This window comes from Streptococcus sp. DD11 (assembly GCF_001578865.1).
In the GTDB taxonomy this organism is placed as follows: Bacteria; Bacillota; Bacilli; order Lactobacillales; family Streptococcaceae; genus Streptococcus; species Streptococcus panodentis.
On the sequence record NZ_KQ969396.1, the window covers coordinates 254,978 to 257,411 of the forward strand.

The 2,434-nt window shown below is 53.6% G+C and carries 2 protein-coding genes; both read right to left on the bottom strand.

Annotated elements, in window-relative coordinates; translation table 11 throughout:
* The coding region (locus STRDD11_RS10605) for a UvrD-helicase domain-containing protein (RefSeq protein ID WP_164828471.1) at positions 1–1,764 on the bottom strand (1,764 nt) is incomplete at its 3' end.
* A partial coding sequence (locus STRDD11_RS14655; RefSeq protein WP_241209418.1) for a PD-(D/E)XK nuclease family protein occupies positions 1,761–2,434 on the bottom strand: 674 nt, incomplete at its 5' end. The genes STRDD11_RS10605 and STRDD11_RS14655, both read right to left, overlap by 4 nt.

A 2,434-nucleotide genomic window follows, 5' to 3' on the forward strand; every position in this document is an offset into this window, starting at 1 on the left:
CAGCAGGGTGATGTCTCCGAAGGCCACTCCTTCTTCATTGTGCAGGCGGATAATCTCCTTGACGACCAGCGCTATTTCCCCAGCAGAAAGGCTGGCCGGCTGGCTCTCACTTTCCTCTTCAGCTGGGCTGGCCGCAGAGCTGTCATAAAGCAGAAATTCTGCAGTCTTGTGAGGATCAGGCTCCTGCTTCGCAGGATTGCCGGCCACTAGATAGTGGCTTTCATTATAGTCCACTTCTCCCACTTCCTCGTCCATGAGGCGTTTGAAGACATCATTGGTCGCCTGCAGCACCTCCACATGGCTGCGGAAATTTTCTTTGAGGATAATCAGCTGCCCTTGGTCAGGCTGCTCCTGATAGAGCTTAAACTTATCATTGAAAATCTGCGGGTCAGCCTGACGGAAGCGGTAGATTGACTGCTTGATGTCGCCCACCATAAAGCGGTTATTCCCCTTGGATAGGAGCTCCAGCATGCGCTCTTGGGTGTGGTTGGTGTCCTGATATTCGTCCACCATGACTTCATGGTATTTAGCTTGGTAAAAGGCCCGAATCTCCGGGAAATTCTCCAAAATCTCAATGGCAAAGTGGCTGATGTCACCGAATTCAAAGGCATTTTCCTCCTTTTTGCGCTCCAGATAGGCTTGGGAAAAGTCTCTGACAAAGTCCCGCAGCAGCTCCAAAAGCGGCAGACTCTCCGCCTGATGCTCTGCCATAAAGTCCAGATGATAGAGCCTGATCTCTTCCTCGCGCAGTTTTTCAATCAGGGGTTTGCGGGCCTCGTTATAAGCCTGAGCCAATTCTTTTTTCAGCTCATCCTTGCCGCCGCGGGCTGTAAAGGCCTGACCGTTGGACTGTCTGGATAAGGCCGTCATTTCCTGCAAAATCTGCAGCAGCTGGTCCGTCTCAGTCTGCTGGCTAACAGGATCCAGCAGGACCAAAGCAGCCTGTACATGGTCCTGATACTTGGCACCGGCAAACTCCCGGCCGTCATTGTCCAAGTGAAAGCGAAAGAAATCTCCCAGCTCCAGCAAAGCCTCCCGCACCTCACTCACTATCTGCTCTTTAGCAGCTGCAAAATCGCTGTGCTCGTAGCCGTAGAGGAAGGTCTCCTGCAGCCAGACTTCCGGATTGCTGGTCGACTGCAGAAAGCTGTAAATGCTGTAAATCTGCTGGCGAAAGCCAGCAATATCCTTGCGCCGGCCGGTAAAATTCTTGACCAGACGGCTGAAAGGTTCTTTTTTCTCACTGTCATAATAGCGGTCAAAGAGCTGCTCAAAAACTTCATTCTGCAAAACCAGCTGCTCGCTGGCATCCTGCAGAATCCGAAAATGCGGAGCCAGGCCCAGCAGATAACCGTACTTACTGAGGAGCTTCTGCGTGAAAGAGTCCATGGTGCCGATGTCAGCATTGGGCAGATCTGCCAGCTGCCGGGCCAGGTGGCGGCGGAGCCCGTCATCGTCACACTCTCTCAAACGCTGCTCCAGCTCGCTTTCCAGCCGCTCTCGCAGCTCTCCGGCCGCCTTGACCGTAAAGGTAGAGATAAAGAGCTGGCTGACCGCCACTCCGCGGGCAATCTGATCCAGTATCCGCTGGACCATGACAAAGGTCTTGCCAGAACCGGCTGAAGCCGAAACCAGAATATTCCGGCCGGAGGAGTAAATGGCTTCTATCTGCTCTGGCGTCCGCTTTTGAGCCTTGTCAGAAGCAGCTTCAGCTGCCTGCTTGGCTGCAATTTCTTGGCTGCTTAAAAAGGGAATCTGCTTCATTTTCCCAAGTCCTCCTTCATCTTTTCTAACCAGGCCTGCCGCAGTTTGTCCCCGGTCGGCCGCCGGTCAAATCTGCTCACATCCAGCTTCTCCAGCTGCCGGGCCTGACCGAGGTGCAGATTGGCTTCAAAGCCGGTAATGGCCTTGAACTGATCGACATAAGGCGCGATGCTGCGGCCGTTTTCCGTATAAGGGTTGATGGCAAAGTGCCCCGACAGAATGCTCTCAGCCGCCCGCCGGTAGAGGGCAGCATTGTAGGCCAAAAGCAGCTCTAGCTCCTCTCTGCTGAGCAGATTGGCCTTGTTTTTCTCATAGGCCGCCCCCAATTCCTGAATCTGGTCTGCCAGAAAGAGGCCTTTGTACTGCTGGGTTTTCATCACATTCCTGACCGCATCTGCCAGCTCTTTGGTATCTTTGAGAGCCACGATGGGATCGGTCATCTGCAGATACATGGCCCCAAAGCTCCCCTTCTCTTCCTGATAGTCTTTCAGCTGCCGGATGGCTGCCAGATAGGTCGGCAGCTGGGAATTGAGACCGTTGAAAAACTTTTCATAGCTAAACTTGGTCTCGCCGGACTTGTAATCCACCACACCCAGACTCTCTGTCTGAAGCAGGCGGTCAATCCGGTCCACCTTACCAGTCACCGTTACCGCTCTGCCATTGTCCAGCG